Origin of the sequence: Stenotrophomonas sp. ZAC14A_NAIMI4_1 (assembly GCF_003086915.1) — a bacterium.
In the GTDB taxonomy this organism is placed as follows: domain Bacteria; phylum Pseudomonadota; class Gammaproteobacteria; order Xanthomonadales; family Xanthomonadaceae; genus Stenotrophomonas.
The window spans coordinates 3,931,396-3,948,817 of the sequence record NZ_CP026002.1 but is presented as its reverse complement, the minus strand read 5'-3'; the positions used below and the strand labels follow the sequence as shown (position 1 = coordinate 3,948,817).

11 protein-coding genes are annotated in these 17,422 nt (G+C 68.4%); 7 read left to right on the top strand and 4 right to left on the bottom strand.

What is annotated here, in order from left to right; translation table 11 throughout:
• Positions 1–2: 2 nt before the first annotated feature.
• From C1926_RS18010 to C1926_RS17985, 6 genes are all read left to right on the top strand, one after another.
• Positions 3–950 (top strand): bifunctional riboflavin kinase/FAD synthetase, encoded by a 948-nt coding sequence (locus C1926_RS18010; RefSeq protein ID WP_079221073.1) that lies wholly within the window; start codon positions 3–5, stop codon positions 948–950.
• Positions 947–3,778 carry an isoleucine--tRNA ligase gene (gene ileS, locus C1926_RS18005; RefSeq protein ID WP_108760143.1) on the top strand — a complete coding sequence of 944 codons (2,832 nt, stop codon included), beginning with the start codon at positions 947–949 and terminating at the stop codon, positions 3,776–3,778. Before C1926_RS18010 ends, ileS begins: the two co-directional genes overlap by 4 nt.
• Positions 3,778–4,302, top strand: coding sequence for a signal peptidase II (gene lspA / locus C1926_RS18000; protein WP_108760142.1), 525 nt, complete (start codon positions 3,778–3,780; stop codon positions 4,300–4,302). Before ileS ends, lspA begins: the two co-directional genes overlap by 1 nt.
• A 27-nt stretch (positions 4,303–4,329) precedes the next feature.
• Positions 4,330–5,280 (top strand): 4-hydroxy-3-methylbut-2-enyl diphosphate reductase, encoded by a 951-nt coding sequence (ispH, locus tag C1926_RS17995; RefSeq protein ID WP_108760141.1) that lies wholly within the window; start codon positions 4,330–4,332, stop codon positions 5,278–5,280.
• A gap of 261 nt (positions 5,281–5,541) precedes the next feature.
• Positions 5,542–7,425 (top strand): M61 family metallopeptidase, encoded by a 1,884-nt coding sequence (locus C1926_RS17990; protein ID WP_108760140.1) that lies wholly within the window; start codon positions 5,542–5,544, stop codon positions 7,423–7,425.
• Complete coding sequence (locus C1926_RS17985) at positions 7,422–8,099, top strand: lysoplasmalogenase (RefSeq protein ID WP_108760139.1); 678 nt, start codon at positions 7,422–7,424, stop codon at positions 8,097–8,099. Before C1926_RS17990 ends, C1926_RS17985 begins: the two co-directional genes overlap by 4 nt.
• A gap of 125 nt (positions 8,100–8,224) precedes the next feature.
• Here the strand turns inward: C1926_RS17985 and treA are convergent, their stop codons facing one another.
• The 4 genes from treA to C1926_RS17965 all read right to left on the bottom strand — a co-directional run bounded on the left by treA (position 8,225) and on the right by C1926_RS17965 (position 14,366).
• A complete protein-coding gene (treA, locus tag C1926_RS17980) occupies positions 8,225–9,844 on the bottom strand; it encodes an alpha,alpha-trehalase TreA (protein WP_108760138.1) in 1,620 nt (539 codons plus the stop codon).
• A gap of 166 nt (positions 9,845–10,010) precedes the next feature.
• The gene (locus tag C1926_RS17975) at positions 10,011–12,788 is read right to left on the bottom strand and encodes a TonB-dependent receptor (protein ID WP_108760137.1); all 2,778 of its coding nucleotides are present in this window, start codon (positions 12,786–12,788) and stop codon (positions 10,011–10,013) included.
• Between the two features lie 10 nt (positions 12,789–12,798).
• Positions 12,799–13,767, bottom strand: coding sequence for a FecR domain-containing protein (locus tag C1926_RS17970; RefSeq protein ID WP_108760136.1), 969 nt, complete (start codon positions 13,765–13,767; stop codon positions 12,799–12,801).
• Positions 13,764–14,366, bottom strand: a complete 603-nt coding sequence (locus C1926_RS17965; RefSeq protein ID WP_174214103.1) for a sigma-70 family RNA polymerase sigma factor — start codon at positions 14,364–14,366, stop codon at positions 13,764–13,766. The genes C1926_RS17970 and C1926_RS17965 overlap by 4 nt, the downstream gene beginning before the upstream one ends.
• A gap of 162 nt (positions 14,367–14,528) precedes the next feature.
• Between C1926_RS17965 and C1926_RS17960 the strand changes: the two genes are divergently transcribed.
• The gene (locus C1926_RS17960) at positions 14,529–17,414 is read left to right on the top strand and encodes an autotransporter domain-containing protein (RefSeq protein ID WP_108760135.1); all 2,886 of its coding nucleotides are present in this window, start codon (positions 14,529–14,531) and stop codon (positions 17,412–17,414) included.
• Positions 17,415–17,422 lie beyond the last annotated feature (8 nt).

Below are 17,422 nucleotides of genomic sequence, written 5' to 3'. Positions count from 1 at the left end.
TGATGAGCAGGCTGTTCAGAAGCGTCGAGGGCGGGGAGCTGTTCCCCAACGGAAGCGTGGTCTGTATCGGTGCATTCGACGGCCTCCACCTGGGGCATCGTGCGCTGGTCCGCCACGCGGTCGCCCGCGCGCGCGCCTTGGGCGTGGCCGCGGTGGCCGTGGCGTTCGAGCCGCTGCCGCGTGAATTCTTTGCCCAGGGCACGCCGCCGCCGCGGCTGACCCTGGCCCGCAGCAAGGTCGAGATCCTGCGCGAACTGGGCGTGGATGCGATCGGCCTGCTGCGTTTCGACGCGGCGATGGCCGCCATGCCGGCCGAAGACTTCGTTCATAAGCTGCTGGCGCAGCGCCTGGGCGCGCGCGAAGTATGGATCGGCCCGGAGTTCTGCTTCGGCAACCGCCGCCGCGGCGACCTGGCCCTGCTGCAGGCAATGGGCGGCGAGCTCGGCTTCACCGCCGGCGAGATCGAAGCCGTCGACCTGCACGGCGAGCGCATTTCCAGCACCCGCATCCGCCAGCTGCTGCAGGCGGGCGATTTCACCCATGCCAACGATCTGCTCGGCCGCCCCTATGCGATCAGCGGGCGGGTGGTGCGTGGGCGCCAGCTCGGCCGCACGCTGGGCTTCCCCACCGCCAACCTGCGCTTCCCGAAGACGCCGGCGCTGTCGGGTATCTACGCCACCTGGGTGCACGGGGTGTTCGACCAGCCGTGGCCCTCGGTGTCCAGCTTCGGCACGCGGCCGACGGTGGACGGCGTGGAACCGCTGCTGGAAGCCCACCTGTTCGATTTCCAGGGCGACCTGTACGGTCGGCACATCGACGTGGAATTCGTCGCCAAGCTGCGTGACGAAGAAAAATTCAATGATCTGGCGGCACTGACCGACCAGATGCACCGCGACGCCGACCAGGCGCGCACCATCCTTTCCGAACATAGATTGCGAGCCACTGCGTGAGCCAGGACTACAAGACCACCCTGAACCTGCCAGCCACCGAATTCCCGATGCGCGGCGACCTGCCCAAGCGCGAGCCGGGCATTCTGGCGCGGTGGGAAGAGCAGGGGCTCTACCAGCAGCTGCGTGACAACGCCGCCGGCCGCCCGCTGTTCGTGCTGCACGACGGCCCGCCGTACGCCAACGGCCGCATCCACCTGGGCCACGCGGTCAACAAGATCCTCAAGGACATCATCGTCAAGTCGCGCTACCTGGCCGGCTTCGATGCGCCCTACGTGCCGGGCTGGGATTGCCATGGCCTGCCGATCGAGATCGCGGTGGAAAAGAAGTGGGGCAAGGTCGGCGTGAAGCTCGACGCCGTCGAGTTCCGGCAGAAGTGCCGCGAGTTCGCCGAAGAGCAGATCAACATCCAACGCGCCGATTTCAAGCGCCTGGGCGTGACCGGTGACTGGGACAACCCGTACAAGACCCTGAGCTTCGATTTCGAAGCCAACGAGATCCGTGCGCTGGCCAAGGTCGTGGCCAACGGCCACCTGGTGCGTGGCGCCAAGCCGGTCTACTGGTGCTTCGACTGTGGTTCGGCGCTGGCCGAGGCGGAAATCGAATACCAGGAAAAGGAATCGCCGGCGATCGACGTGGCCTACGCCGCGCGCGATGCGCAGGCCGTGGCCCAGGCCTTCGGCGTGAGCCTGCCGGGCGACGTCGAAGTGGCCGTGCCGATCTGGACCACCACCCCGTGGACGCTGCCGGCTTCGCTGGCCGTGTCGCTGGGCGCGGAGATCCGCTACGTGCTGGCCGAAGGCCCCGCGCACAACGGCAAGCGCCGTTGGCTGGTGCTGGCCGCCGCCCTGGCCGAGCGCGCGCTGCAGCGCTATGGCGTCGAAAACGTGGTGCTGCACGGTGAAACCACCGGCGCGGCGCTGGAAAACCAGCTGCTGGCGCACCCGTTCTACCCGGAGCGCGAGATCCTGGTGCTCAACGGCGAGCACGTGTCCGACGAGGACGGTACCGGTGCGGTGCACACTGCCCCCGGCCACGGCCAGGAAGACTACGTGGTCAGCCAGAAGTACGGCCTGCTGGACAAGTACAACGCCGGCCAGGTGACCCCGATTGACGGCCGTGGCGTGTACCTGGAATCGACCCCGCCGGCCGGTGACGTGGTGCTGGCTGGCCAGCACCTGTGGAAGGCGCAGGACGCCATCGTCGGCGTGCTGCGCGAGAACGGTTCGCTGCTGGCCTTCCACCCGATCCGCCACAGCTACCCGCACTGCTGGCGCCACAAAACGCCGGTGGTGTTCCGCGCCACCCCGCAGTGGTTCATCTCGATGGACAAGGCCAACCTGCGCAATGATGCGCTGGCCGCCATCGATACCGTGGGCTGGTTCCCGAGCTGGGGCAAGGCGCGCATCCAGAGCATGGTCGACGGCCGCCCGGACTGGACCATCTCGCGCCAGCGCACCTGGGGCGTGCCGATCGCACTGTTCACCCATCGCCAGACCGGCGAGATCCACCCGCGCACGGTGGAGCTGATGCAGCAGGTCGCCGACCGCGTCGAAGCCGAGGGCATCGACGTGTGGTACTCGCTGGACGCCGCAGAACTGCTGGGCGCCGAAGCGGCCGACTACGAGAAGGTCACCGACATCCTCGACGTCTGGTTCGATTCGGGCGTCACCCATGAAGGCGTGCTGGCCGCGCGTGGCTTCGGCAAGCCGGCCGACCTGTACCTGGAAGGTTCGGACCAGCACCGTGGCTGGTTCCAGTCCTCGCTGCTGACCGGCGTGGCCATCGACCAGCGCGCGCCGTACAAGCAGTGCCTCACCCACGGCTTCACCGTGGACGAGCACGGCCGCAAGATGTCCAAGTCGCTGGGCAACGGCATCGAGCCGCAGGACATCATGAACAAGCTGGGCGCGGACATCCTGCGCCTGTGGATCGCCTCGGCCGACTACAGCAACGAAATGTCGCTGTCGCAGGAAATCCTCAAGCGCAACGCCGATGCCTACCGCCGCCTGCGCAACACCGCGCGCTTCCTGCTGGGCAACCTGGACGGTTTCGATCCGGCCCAGCACCTGCGCCCGCTGAATGAGATGGTCGCGCTGGACCGCTGGATCGTGCACCGCGCCTGGGAACTGCAGGAAAAGATCAAGGCTGCGTTCGACAGCTACAACATGGCCGAGATCGTCCAGCTGCTGCTGAACTTCTGCAGCGTGGACCTGGGTTCGCTGTACCTGGACGTGACCAAGGACCGCCTGTACACGATGCCGACCGATTCGCACGGTCGTCGTTCGGCACAGAGCGCGATGTACCACATCGCCGAAGCGTTCACCCGCTGGATCGCGCCGATCCTGACCTTCACCGCCGACGAGCTGTGGGGTTACCTGCCGGGCGAGCGCGCCGGGCACGTGCTGTTCACCACCTGGTACGACGGCCTGGCGCCGCTGCCGGCCGATGCCCAGCTCAACGCCGCTGATTTCGACCAGCTGCTGGCCGTGCGCGAGCAGGTGGCCAAGGTGCTCGAGCCGATGCGCGCCAACGGTGCCATCGGTGCCGCGCTGGAAGCGGAGATCACCATTGCCGCCAGCGAAGAGCAGGCCGCGAAGTGGCAGCCGCTGGCCGATGAACTGCGTTTCCTGTTCATCAGCGGCGACGTGCAGGTGCGCCCGGCGACCACCGACGAGGTGTTCGTCAGCGCCCAGCCGACCCAGAAGACCAAGTGCGTGCGCTGCTGGCACCACCGCGCCGACGTCGGCAGCAACGCCGACCACCCGGAACTGTGCGGCCGCTGCGCCGGCAACATCACCGGTGCCGGTGAAGTGCGGAGCTGGTTCTGATGGCCGCGCCCCGTCCGCATCCGAATGCACTCATCTGGCTGCTGCTGTCGGCCGCCATCATCGGCCTGGACCAGTGGTCCAAGGCCTGGGTGCTGTCGAGCCTGCCGGAGTTCCAGCCGGTGGTGGTCATCGACGGCTTCTGGAACTGGTACCGCACCTACAACACCGGTGCGGCGTTCAGTTTCCTGAGCGACGCAGGCGGCTGGCAGAAGCACTTCTTCACCGTGCTGGCGATCGCCATCAGCGCGCTGATGGCGTGGTGGCTGCGTGCCACCGCCCGCGGCAACTGGAAGGCGGCGGTGCCGTACGCGCTGATCATCGGTGGTGCCATCGGCAACGTGATCGACCGCCAGGTGCACGGTCACGTGGTCGATTTCATCCAGTGGTATATCGGTGACCACGTCTGGCCGGCGTTCAACGTGGCCGATTCGGCCATCGTGGTCGGTGCCGTGGGCATCGCCCTGTTTGGCCTGTTCGACGGCAAGTCCGCCAAAAAGGCGGATAATGCCTCCCCGAAACCGTAAGCCGGCCGCTGCCGGGAGACTGAACTGATGGATGTGCTGCTCGCCAACCCGCGTGGTTTCTGTGCCGGTGTCGATCGTGCGATCGAGATCGTCAAGCGCGCGATCGAAACGCTGGGCGCGCCCATCTATGTCCGCCATGAAGTGGTGCACAACCGCTTCGTGGTCGACGACCTGAAGCAGCGGGGCGCGATCTTCGTCGAAGAACTCGATGAAGTGCCGGACAACAACACGGTCATCTTCAGCGCGCACGGCGTCTCCCAGGCCGTGCGCCAGGAAGCTGATCGCCGTGGCCTGAAGGTGTTCGACGCCACCTGCCCGCTGGTGACCAAGGTCCACTTCGAAGTGGCCCGCCACTGCCGTGCCGGCCGTGACGTGGTGCTGATCGGCCACGCCGGCCATCCCGAAGTGGAAGGCACGATGGGCCAGTGGAACCGCGAAGCCGGTGTCGGCCAGATCTACCTGGTCGAGGACGTGGAGCAGGTTGCCACGCTGGTGATCAACCAGCCGACGAACTTCGCCTACACCACCCAGACCACGCTGTCGGTGGATGACACGCGCGGCATCATCGATGCACTGCGCGAGCGGTTCCCGGAGATGCAGGGCCCGAAGAACGACGACATCTGCTACGCCACGCAGAACCGCCAGGACGCCGTGCGCGACCTGGCCAAGCGCTGCGACCTGGTGCTGGTGGTGGGTTCGCCGAACAGCTCCAATTCCAACCGCCTGAGTGAGCTGGCCCGCCGCGAAGGCGTGGAGAGCTACCTGATCGACGGCGCGCACGAGATCGACCCGCGCTGGGTGGAAGGCAAGCAGCACATCGGCGTGACTGCCGGTGCCTCGGCACCGCAGGTGCTGGTGGATGGCGTGCTGGCCCGCCTGGCCGAGCTCGGCGCCAACGGCGTCGGCGAGCTGGACGGCGAGCCGGAATCGATGGTGTTCGCGCTGCCGAAGGAACTGCGCCTGCGCCTGGTCGACTGACCGGGCAGGGCGTTCGCCGGGCGTGGCCCGGCGCTACCGGGTGTGTGTCATCCACGCATGGCGTGGATCTACCGCATCCAGCCGGGGCATCGCATCGCGTCATCCACGCATGGCGTGGATCTACCCGCCACGATCGGCACATCGCATCCCCGGTAGATCCACGCCATGCGTGGATAGGCGCGCGTCCATGACCTTTGGCCATGGGGCCACGCACCACACAGGCCTAGCATCGAAGGTTCTACCGCTGCTGGAACCTGCCTGATGAAGACCCGTGCCCTGGTGATGTCCGTGCTGTTCGCGCTGGCTGCCACGCCCGCGCTGGCGCAGACCTCGCCGCCGGGCGATGCCGCGGCCCCCGGCCTGCTGCGCATCGATGTGGATGCGCGCGACCTGGCTCGTCGCATCTTCAAGGTGACCGCCACCGTGCCGGTCAAGCCCGGTCCGGTCACGCTGCTATACCCGCAGTGGATTCCCGGCAACCATTCGCCCACCGGCCCGATCGACAAGCTGGCCGGCCTGCGCGTCACCGCCAATGGCAAGCCGCTGGCGTGGCAGCGCGACCAGTTCAACGTCTACGCATTCAAGGTCGACGTGCCCGAAGGTGTCAGCGAGATCGTCGCCCACTTCGATTTCCTGTCCTCGCAGGGCGGCAGCCAGGGCCGGGTGGTGATGACCCCGGAAATGCTCAACCTGCAGTGGAACGCCAATTCGCTGTACCCGGCCGGCGTCGACGCGCGCAACCTGCAGGCGCAGGCCAGCGTCACCCTCCCCAAGGGCTGGGGCTACGCCACCGCACTGGAAACGGCGCGCCGCGACGGCGATACCGTGGTGTTCAAGCCCATCTCCTACGACCACCTGGTCGACTCGCCGCTGTTTGCCGGTGAGCACCACCAGCGCATCGACCTCGACCCGGGCGCGAAAGTGCCGGTGCACCTCAACGTGTTTGCCGACGATGCCAAGTCGCTGAAGCCGACCGACGCGCAGATCAAGCTGCACCGTGCGCTGGTGCAGCAGGCCGACAAGCTGTACGGCGCGCGCCACTATGACCATTACGAATTCCTGCTGGCGCTGACCGATCGTCTCGGCGGCATCGGCCTGGAGCACCATCGCTCCAGCGAGAACAGCGCCGCGCCCGGCTATTTCACCGAGTGGGACAGCAACGCGTGGATGCGCGATCTGCTGCCGCACGAGTACACCCATTCCTGGAACGGCAAGTACCGCCGCGGCGCGGACCTGGCCACCGCCAATTTCAACGTGCCGATGGGCGACAGCCTGCTGTGGGTGTACGAGGGCCAGACCCAGTTCTGGGGCCAGGTGCTGGCCGCGCGCTCGGGCCTGTGGTCGGCCGAGCAGACCCGCGACACGCTGGCCAATGTGGCGGCCACCTATGACCGGGGCCGCCCCGGCCTGGCCTGGCGCGCGCTGCAGGACACCACCAACGATCCCACCATCGCGCAGCGCCGCGGGCTGGCCTACCGCAACTACCAGATGAGCGAGGACTACTACTCCGGCGGGCAGATGCTGTGGCTGGAAGTGGAAGGCAAGCTGCGCGACCTGAGCGGCAACCGCCGCAGCCTGGATGATTTCGCGCGCGCGTTCTTCGGCGTCGGCAATGGCGACTGGAACGTCAAGCCGTATACCTTCGAGGACGTGGTGGCGACCCTCAACGGCATCGCCCCGTATGACTGGGCCAGCTTCCTGCGTCAGCGCCTGGACGGCCACGGCTCGCTGACCGGTGGCCTGGAACTGGCCGGCTGGAAGCTGGCCTACCGCGATACGCCCAACGAGGCCTACAAGGCGCAGGAAAAGCGCGCCAAGGCGGCCCTGCTGGCGTATTCGCTGGGTGCCACCGTGCTCGACACCGGCGTGGTTGGTGATGTGATCTGGGACAGCCCGGCCTTCAACGCGGGCCTGGCACCGGGCATGAAGGTGATTGCCGTCGGTGGACGCGAGTACAGCAGCGAACGCCTGAAGGATGCGGTGTCCTCCGCAGGCAAGGACAAGGCGCCCATCGTGCTGCTGGTCAAGCAGTTCGACCGCATCGACACGATGAACATCGACTACCACGGTGGCCTGCAGTACCCGGTGCTGGAACGCATCGCCGGCAAGCCGGACCGTCTTGCCGAGCTGTGGAAGGCACGATGATGTCGTGGCGCCGCGAAGGCCTGGTCCTGCTGGCAGCGATCCTGGCCATCGTCGGCGCCTTCCTGCACGGTGATGGCCGTTGGCTGCACTGGCTTGCCAAGCCGGCAACCACGCTGCTGATCGCAGCCATCGCCTGGCAGGCACGACCGGCGGCATCGCCGTCGTACCGGCACGCGGTGCTGGCCGGCATGCTGCTGTCCTGCGTGGGCGATATCGCACTGATGCTGCCGGTGGATGCGTTCGTTCCGGGGCTGGTGGCATTCCTGCTGGCCCACGTCTGCTACATCGTGGCCTTCCGTGCTGGCCTGCGTGCGGGCGCTGGGTTGTGGGGTGCGTTCGTGCTGCTGGGCGCGTTCGCCACGCTCAACGTGCTGGGCCTGTGGCCGCACCTGCCGGCGCCGATGCGAGTTCCGGTGCTCGCCTACGTGGTGGTGCTTGCCGCGATGGCGGTGCTGGCGCTGGCACGCGCGTGGGCGCGGCCGCAGCCGGCAGCTCCGGAATCGTGCAGCGCACGATGGGCCGCGATCGGCGCCGTGCTGTTCGTCGCCAGCGATTCACTGCTGGCCTGGGACCGTTTCGCTGGCGGCCTGCCGCTGGCCAGTCTGCTGGTGCTGTCCACGTACTATGCCGCGCAGTACGCCATCGCCCGTTCGGTGGGCAGGCGGCCTTTGTAGAGTCGAGCTTGCTCGACTTTGCCCTTTGTAGAGTCGAGCCATGCTCGACTGCTTCTGCCAACAGCAGTCGAGCAAGCTCGACTCTACAAAAGCGCAGCCGAGCACGGCTCGGCTCTACAACGCGCTCATTCGACGTCGGTCGCGCTTTCGCAGGTGCGCTCCGGTGCGCACAGGCGATCAAGCAGGGCCAAGGTCACGCCGTTGCTCCAGCCGAAACCATCCTGCAGCGGGTATTCACCGCCACCGCCGCCGCTGGCCGAGCCATCCACCACGTACTTCTCCACCAGCTTGCCGTCGCGGTCATAGACCGATTGCACCGTGCGCAGGAAGCGCACGCCCAGCGTCCGCGCCAGCGCCTGCTGGCCGTACTGCTGCAGCCCATCCACGGCCACCCACTGCAGCGGCGCCCAGCCGTTCGGGGCGTCCCATTGCTGCCCGGTATCGTGCTGCGTCGTCAGCAGGCCGCCTGAGCGCAGCAGGCCGGCTTCCACGGCATCGGCGGTGCGCCGCGCCTGTGCTGCATCGGCGATCTTCAGCCATAGCGGGAACAGCGCTGCGGCGGTGAGGGCAGGGCGTTGCTGGCCGCTGTCCAGGTCGCGGTCGACGTAGTAGCCCTGGCGCGCGTCCCACAACTGCGTATTGATGGCCGCGCGGCGCGAGGCCGCCAACTGCTGGTAATGGCGTGCATCGTCACGCGCGCCTGATGCTGTGCTGGCACGTGCCAACGTCTGTTCCAGCTGGAACAGCAGACTGTTCAGATCCACCGGCACGATGGCGGTCGTGCGGATGCTGGACAGCTGCCCCGGGTCATCCAGCCAGCGCGAGCTGAAATCCCAGCCGGATTCGGCACCGGCGCGCAGATCGCGGTAGACCTGCGATGGCGGTCGCTGCGATGCCTGCGCCGCGGTCGCCAGGTCATCCGTCCACGATTCGGTGCGCGGCACCGCACGCGCATCCCAGTAGCGGTTCAACAGTTGGCCATCGGCCAATCGCACCACGCGTTCGCGCGCCTGGCCCGGTGCAAGGCCCTCGGCGCCGTGCATCCAGAACGCGTGTTCGATGCGCAGCTGCGGCAGGTAGCGCCGGTATGCATCGTCACCTTCGTGGCGGGCCAGCAGTTCCACCATCAGGCTGAAGAACGGCGGCTGCGAACGGCTGAGGTAGTAGCTGCGGTTGCCGTTGGGAATGTGGCCGTACTGGTCCAGCTGCCAGGCGAAATTGTCGACCATGTCGCGCACCTGCTGCCAGCGTTGGCTGGACGCGAGGCCGAGCAGGGTGAAGTAGCTGTCCCAGTAGTAGACCTCGCGGAAGCGGCCGCCGGGCACCACGTACGGGTGCGGCAATGGCAGCAGCGAACCGTGCGGATCGACGGTGGTGGTGTGCCGCTGCAGCACCGGCCACAGGCCTTCGATGTGCGCGCGCAGTGTTTCCCCTGCGGGTGGCACGTAGGCTGGCGCATCGCCCGGTACCGTGAAGCGGGTCGCGACGAAATCGCGCAACGTGTAGCCGGGTTGCCGCTGTGCGGTCTGCCGGTCGGCCAGCACGGCCGCAGCCGGCTGATGCGGCACGGCATCGGCGAAGGTCTTCTGGTCGGCAAACAGGTGAGCGCGCTGCACCTGCTGGAACAGCGGCGCGAGTTGCTGGTCGGGAGGCTCAGGGGCGCGGGCGGTTTCTTCGGCTGTTGCATTGGCGATGCTGAGCACCAGTGCCAGCGACGCACCGGCCTGGAACATCGAGGGACGCATGGCGTGCCTCCAGAAGGGTGTGCGGCCACTGTAGCCCTGCATGCGTGAAAGCGGTTTGCCTTTTGTAGAGTCGAGCCATGCTCGACTGCTTGTGCCAACAGCAGTCGAGCATGGCTCGACTCTACAAACGCGGCAGCCGAGCATGGCTCGGCGCTGCAAAAACAGGTCAGCGGAACTGCAGGGTCAGCAGGAAGTAGCGGCCCAGCGGATCATCCAGCCCGGCCATCTGCCCGCCGCTGCCAACCAGGTAGTTCACTGGCGCGGTGTCCAGCACGTTGTGCACGTCCAGCGCGGCCACCACGCGCGGGCTCAGCTTGCGCGCCACGTGCAGGTTCCAGCGCAGCTGTGCCGGGTTCATGCAGCGGCGATCATCGTGCTGTTGTCGCGGGCAGTCCTCACCGGCCAGCCACGCACGCGTGCGGCCGACGCGGTTGCCACGCAGGGCGATGTCCCACGAGGGATTCTGCCACTGCACATTGACGATGCCGGCGAACGTGGGCGTGGCGTGGCCGCGCAGGTCCACCGCTTCGCCATGCGCGCGGTCCCGGCGCAGTTCCTGCTGCTTCAGGCCATCCAGCGAGAACAACCACTGGCCATCGCGGCCGGCATCGATGCGGTATTCGCCGCGCAGCACCCAGTTGCGCGAGGTGGTGCGGCCGATGTTGTCGAACGACAGGCGCAGGTCACGCAGGCGGCCCTGCTCATCCAGTTCCCACGTGTCGGGGTTCCACAGTGCATCGCTTGGCTGCAGGGCGAGGATCTCGTTGCGCAGCTCGACGATGTTGTGGGTCAGCGACAGCGAGAACGCGTCGGCGGGCGTCCAGCTGACGGCCAGCGAATGGCTGCGCGAGGTCTCTGCGCGCAGTGCATCGTTCTCCACCACATCCACTTCCACCGCGCAGCCACCGCCGCGCAGCGGCAGTGCGCACGGCGGCAGGGTGTCCGACGCGGGCAGCGCCAGCAGGCCGAAGTAGGCCGGCGGTCGCCGCCGCTCGAACAGGCTGGGCGCGCGGAAACCACGGCCGCTGGCCAGCAGGAACGACCAGTGCGGGCTGGGGCTCCAGCGCAGGCCGGCGCGCGGCGAGAACGCGCTGTCGCCATCATCGCGGTCCAGCCGTGCCGCCAGGTCCAGGCGCAGCGTCGAGGCCAGCGGCAGGCCGACTTCGGCGTAGGCCGCACTGCTCGGCCGCGACAGCCGGCGCTGTTCCAGCGGCAGGCCCAGCGCCAGCTCGCCCTTGCCCAGCAGCGGATCGGGCAGCGACGTCCAGCGCTCCTGGCGCAGGTCGATGCCGGTGGCCAGTTGCGCCTTGCCGCCGGGCAGGTTCATCAGTTCGCGCTGCACGCCCCACCAGCCCTGCAGCTGGCTGGTACGGCCGCGGTTGCGGATGTCGGGGAACAGTTCGTCGGCCAGGCCCGGTGGCAGCGTGGAAAAACCGGGCAGGAAGTCCAGCGCGAGCGCAGCCTCCAGCAGCCGTTCGCTGCGCACGGCGCCTCCGGTGCGCAGGTCCACCTGGCTGCGCTGCGCGCTCAGGCCGGCCTCCCAGCTGCGGCCGCTCTGGTCGCGGCCGATGCCCACGGTCAGGTCGCCTTCGCTGGCCCGCACCCGCGGCTGCACCTCGCCGCCCTCCTGCAGCACCACGTTGAGCAGGGCGTTGCGATTGAAGTTCAGTGCGACTGCGGTCGGCCCCAGTTCGAATCGCTGGCGGTTGTGGCTGGCGCGCGCCTCGACATAGGCATAGCGGCCATCGCCCCGCTCGTGGCGGTAGCGCAGGTAGCCTGCCACGGTGTCCGATGCTGGCTGCAGCGAACGCGGGCGCACGCTGTCGTACCAGCAGCCATCCTCTTCCTCCTGCAGCGGCGCGTGGCATTCGCTGGCGGGGTAGTAATCACCGTTGGCCAGGATCAGCCCGATCGGGTACAGCTCGCTGTCGGCATGCCAGCGGCGGCGGTCACCGGCCACGTGGCGCAGGCGGTGCAGATCGAGGCCGGCAAACCAGCGGTCACCGTTGTCGCGCACGCCACCGTTGGCGGCCTGCACGCGGTGCTGGTCGCCGTCGCCGCGGCTGCTGGCGCCGGTCTGCAGGGTGGCCTCCGGCCCGTCGGCCTGGTCGCGCAGGATGATGTTGACCACGCCGGACATCGCATCGGCACCGTAGATGGCCGATGCACCCCCGCGCACCAGTTCGATGCGCTCGACGAAACTGAGCGGAATGCCGCCCAGGTCGGTCAGGCCACCTTCCTCCAGCGACACCATCGGGTAGCGCGGCAGGCGGCGGCCGTTGACCAGGAACAGGGTGGCGCGCGGGCCCATGCCGTCCAGGCTGGTGGTGGCGGCGGCACCCACCGGCAGGTACAGCGAATCACCGCCGCGCGAGGTGCTCAGCGGCGGGTGGCCGTTCATGCCGGGCAGGTGGCGCAGCAGATCGAACAGCGTGCCGTAGCCGCTGCGCAGGATGTCCTCGCGTTCGATCACCGTCACCGGCAGGGTGGTCTGCACCGAGCTGCGTGGCAGGCGGCTGCCGGTGACATGGATCGGTGCCAGTTCCACCTGCGCCGGCCGCTGCGGTCGCGGTGGCGGGGCCGGGGACGGAGCAACCCGGGCAGGCGGTGCCGCAGCCACGGCATGGCGGCGCAGCACGAAGCCACCACTGGGGGTGCGCAGGATGTTGACCGGCTTGCCGGCCACCAGCGCTTTCAGTGCCGCGGCAGGTTCCTGCGGCCCCTGCGTGCCGGGGGTGCGCAGATCGGCCAGTTCGCGTGCATCGAACACCAGCGCCTGGCCGCTTTGCCGGGCCCACTGCTGCAGCGCCGGCACCAGTGGGCCGGCGGCGATGCGGTACTCGGTGGGTGCGGTGGCGGGCGCATCTGCAGCGGCCGTGGCGCCGGCCAGGGCAAGCCACAGCAGGACCATCAGGCCCTGTCGCAGTGCCCCGGGGCTGGGCATCCGCGCCGCCTCAGTAGGTGCGGCGCAGTTCCAGCGCGCCATCCTTGCGCGGCTGGCCAGCGATCGACCACCCCAGTTCCAGGGCAGACAGCAGTTCGTGCGCATCGCCGGCACGGAAGGTGCCGCTCACCGCCAGGTCGGCGATGTCCGGGTCGGCAATCACCAGCGGCGTGCTGCCGTAGCGGTTCATGCGTTCGACCACGGTGGACAGCGGCGTGGCGTCGAACACCAGCCGACCCTCGGGCCAGGCTTCGGCGGCGGCGGTGGTGGACAGTTGCGGGCCGGGCTGGATGCGGCCGGACGGCGACACCTGCAGCTGCTGGCCGGGGGCCAGCGTGTGCTGGGCGCTGCCGCTGGTCACTTCCACGGCGCCTTCCAGCAGCGCCACTTCCACCCGGCCATCGGTCAGCCGCTCGACCTGGAAGGTGGTGCCGATATCGCGGATGCTGCTGCCGCCGGCCTGCACCCGCAGCGCGCGCGAGGAGGCGGCCACCTGCAGCTGCATGCGGCCACGCTCCAGTTCCAGTTCGCGCTTGCGCCAGCCGAAGCGGGCGCTCAGCGTGGTGCCGGCATCGAGGGTGGCGACGCTGCCATCGGCCAGCGTGCGAACCTGCGGCTGGTGGCTGGCATTGGCGTAGATCTGTGGCGCCGGGTTGCCATCGGTGAAGACCATCCAGCCGATGCCCACCGCCAGGCAGACGCCGGCCGCTGCCGCCACCGAAGGCAGCCAGCGGCGTACCGGCACGCGGGCGGCACGGGCAGCGGCGGTGCGCAGCCACGGGTCACCGGCCAAACCGGCACTGCGCTGGTGCAGCGTCTCGGCCTGTGCCCAGGCGCTGACGTGGGAAGGGTGCTCGGCCAGCCAGTCCTCGAACGCTTCGCGCTCGATCGACGTGCAGTCGGGGGCTTCCAGCCGGGCTACCCAGGCGCTTGCGCGCTCGAACAGCAACGTGTCATCCATGTAGGCGTCGCGGGTCACTCACTATCTCCATCAGTGTGGAGAGGATTGCTGCCCAGCTCCTTGCGCAGGCCCTGGAGGGCACGGGCGATGTGTTTTTCCACCGTCTTGGCGGTGATGCCGCAGTGCCGGGCGATCTGTGCGTAGCTCATCCCGGTGATGCGGTTGAGCAGGTACACCTCGCGGGCACGTTCGGGAAGCTTGAACAGTGCCTGTCGCAGCAGCGCGATCATCTGGCCGGATTCTGCCTGACGCAGTGGATCGGGAGAAGTGCCCTGCGGCTCCTCGCTGCCATCGCGTTCACCGAGCGGCAGGTGGCTGCGCGCCTGCGACGAACGCCCGCGGTCGGCCAGGCGGTTGCGGGCAATGCGGTACAGCAGCAGGCGCAGTTCGTCGGTGCCGTGCCCGCGGTAGCGGATCAGCCGCTCCATGCTGTCCTGTGCAATGTCCTCGGCATCATCCGGGCCGACGCCGCGCATGCGCAGGAAAGCGCACAGCGGCGCGCGTTCCTCGCGGATGAAGGCGATGAAGGCATCCGGAACCCCGGCCGGGTCCGGCGCGCGACGGGGCAGGGGGGAGGGGGCGGACAGGGGAAGGGCCTCGAACGACGAACGCGTCATCGAGTTTTACAAGACGATGACCAAAGGGGGAAGTCCGTGTCGTATGCCAATGCGTTATGTGAACGCATTCAGATTTTCGTGCGCGACGCACTGGGGGAGATCGGCGCGCTGCGGCGTTCTGCTTTCGTCCCGCGTGGTGCGGGTTTGGAGAGAGAGACCGCAATGAAGCATTCGAAGTTGAGCCTGGCCCTGGCCGGCCTGGTGGGCATGGCAACGCTGGGCGCGATCGGCAACGCAGGGGCGATGAACTACCACGTGCAGGACGACCGCGTCGTCCTCAGTGGTGGCGTCACCTTCGCCGACGTGGTCGCGCTGCCGGCCCTGCTGGCCAAGGCACAGGCCGAAGGCCGGCCGATCCGCGAAGTCGTGCTGCGCACCTCCAACGGTGGCGCGCTGATTGCCGGTGAGTGGCTGCAGGCCATCATCCGCACCAACGGCCTGGACACCATCGTGTCCGGGCATTGCATCTCGTCGTGCTCGATCATGCAGTCCGGCGGCGTCAACCGTTACCTAGCGGGCGATCTGCCGACGGTCGACTCGGTGCAGATCCACGCCGCCAGCAGCGGCGGCCGCATCACCTACGCGCCGTCGCCGCGCATGACCCAGATCTACACCGACAACTATGGCGGCGGCATGGATGCCGGCCTGCTGCACAAGGCCATGTACGAAGTGGTGGCGCCCAACGGCCTGCTGGTGTTCCGCGACCCGACCCGCACCAACGGCACGTCGGTCAGCTTCGATCCCGATGGCAGCGGCCGCAACCTGCAGCTCTTCCCGGGCCAGGACATCTACAGCAACAACATCATCACCGAGGCCGGTTACCGCAACCCCGGCGATACCCTGACCGTCGCCGGCAACGTCAGCGGTGACATCAACCCGGGCTACATGTCCACTGCCCGCCAGCTGCAGGCCTTCGTCGAGGACGACTTCTCGCGCTGGAACGACGCCGGCTACGCCACCACCTACATCAACCTTGCGGTCAGCATCTACAACGCCGCCAGCGACGGCCCCAACGGCATCGGCGATGCCTCGGTGCAGGACTACCTCAATGACCCGGGCATCCAGCAGCTGCTGCTGGGCAAGCTGCGCCTGGGTGAACTCGATGCCTCCGCGCTGGCCAACTCGGCCGGCGTGATCCGCGTGGCCAAGGGCGGCACCTGGCGTACCTCGGCCACCACCGGCGCCGATTTCATGCTGGTCGACGGCGGCACCATCGCCCTGGAAGGTGGCGCGCTGCGCGCACCGGAAGTGCGGGTGATGCCCGGTGGCATGGTGGTCGGCCACGGCGACATCGCCTCGCTGGAAACCGATACCGACGCGCTGCTCGGCGCGACCGGCCCGTCGCTGCGCGAGGACGGCTTCAACCGCCTGCGCGTGTACGGCACCCTGATGCCGCGCGGTGGCGACCTGGTCACCCACGGCTACGTCAACATCATGCCGGGCGGCAACGTGCTGTTCGACGTCACCGAAGCCGGTGGCAGCGATACCGGCCGCCTGCGCGTGGGCACCTTCTTCGACGGCGGGCAGACCGACGGCGCGCTGGTGATCTCGCCCGGCGCGCACCTGGAGTTGAACGTCGCCCAGGGCTTCTATGCCGGCAACTACCAGCGCGAACTGGTCACCGGGCCGATCTACGAGGACGGTTTCGCCGATGCCGTGCGCCTGGGTGATACGGGCTACAGCGCCAGCATCACCGACAACGAAGTCTTCCGCCCGCGCCACAACTCGCTGCTCAGCTTCAACATCAACCAGACCGAAGACGGCCTGTCGCTGACCGCCAACCCGGGCTTCGACCAGTTGGCACAGCTGACCGCCAGCAACGGCAACGAGAGCCTGGGCGTTGCCCTGGCTGCGGCGGGTGACCGCCAGGATGCCCGCCTGAAGTCGCTGCTGGGTGCGCTGCAGTTTGCCGACCGCGATGTCATCGCACAGCAGGCCGGTGCCCTGCGTGGTGACGGGCACGCCACCCTGCGTCTGGCCGACAACGCCCTGCTGGGCAGCATCGGCAGCGTGGTGACGCAGCACCAGGCCGGCCTGCGCAGCGGCAGCGGCGATGCCGGCGGCCTGGCAGCGCAGGCGGCACAGTCGGCTGCAGCGCAGCCCGGCATGGCCAGCGGCAGCCTGTTCAACCAGCTGGCCATGCATCTGGTCGAGCCTGCCGCGCAGGCCGTGGCCGGCACTGACAGCGGCGCCGGTGCGCGCAACCACGGCTTCTGGGGCCGCGGCTTCGGCAGCCATGGCCGCATCGATGGCGAAGGCGGCGTGGCCGGCCTGAGCCACACCGTGGGCGGCATCGTGCTGGGCGCCGATACGCGCGTGGCCGATGACCGCGTCAGCCTGGGCGTGAGCGTGGCGGCGGCAGACATGTCGACCAAGGCGCGCGACGGTTCCGGCTTCACCGGTGACGTGCGCGCGCTGGATATCGGTGGCTACATCGATGCCACCTACGCGCGTGGCTACCTGTCGGCCGCCGTGCGCTACACCGACCTGCGCCACGACACCCGCCGCGGCATTGCGGGCATCGACGGCCTGAACGATTCGCTGCGCGCCAAGTACAACAACGATGCGATTTCCGCGCGCCTGGAGCACGGCTTCAGCTTCACCACCGGCAACGGGCTGGTGGTGCAGCCGCTGCTGCCGGTGGTGGACTACGCGCGCACCTCGGCCACCCGCTTCAACGAAGGGCAGGGCGCGGGCGCACTGGCCGGCCGTGGCGACAGCCTGGAAAGCATCCGCGTGGGTGCCGGCCTGCAGCTGTTCAAGACCTTCAACCGTGCCAACGGCGAGCGCATCACCCCGCGCGCGCGCGTGGTCTGGCAGAAGGAACTGGGCGACACCCAGGCCCGCTACAGCACCGGCTTCGCCGCCGCCCCGGACCTGGTGTTCGGCAGCAGCAGCCAGACCCTGGGCGAGCAGGTGCTGGCCTGGAACCTGGGCGTCACCAGTCGCGCCAGTGACCGCCTGTCGGTGATGGTGGACTACGTGGGCGAGCGCCGCGATGGCCAGGTGCAGAACGGCGTGATGCTGGGTCTCGGCTACGCGTTCTGAGTAAAGGG